A 333-nucleotide genomic window follows, 5' to 3' on the forward strand; every position below is an offset into this window, starting at 1 on the left:
GCATTGACCTTGTAGATCTCGCGAACGTCGCGGCCGTCACCGTTGGAGAAGGTGTGGAAGAAGGTCGAACCGGCGGGGGCCTTTTCCAGCTGGATGTTGGCGTTGTCATAGGTGAGCGAGCCCGGGATCGGCTGGACGGCGGCGAAAGCGGCCGAGCCGGCGGCGATGGAGATGAGGGCTGCAGAGATGATGGTCTTCATGGTCGTGTTCCTTGTCTGGGTTTGGGTTGGCGGCGACCCGGTTGGGGGAAGGGGGAGAGGGGAACCGGGTCGGCCGCCGAAGAGTGCGTCTTCTTAAGGCGCGTGGATTACGAAGCGTTGGAAACCGTACGGT

1 protein-coding gene is annotated in these 333 nt (G+C 62.8%); it reads right to left on the bottom strand.

Going from position 1 to position 333, the window contains the following annotated elements:
- The coding region (locus H6M51_RS24385; RefSeq protein ID WP_185812331.1) for a hypothetical protein at positions 1 to 200 on the bottom strand (200 nt) is incomplete at its 3' end.
- Positions 201 to 333 lie beyond the last annotated feature (133 nt).

This window comes from Rhizobium sp. AQ_MP (genome assembly GCF_014237835.1).
In the GTDB taxonomy this organism is placed as follows: domain Bacteria; phylum Pseudomonadota; class Alphaproteobacteria; order Rhizobiales; family Rhizobiaceae; genus Allorhizobium.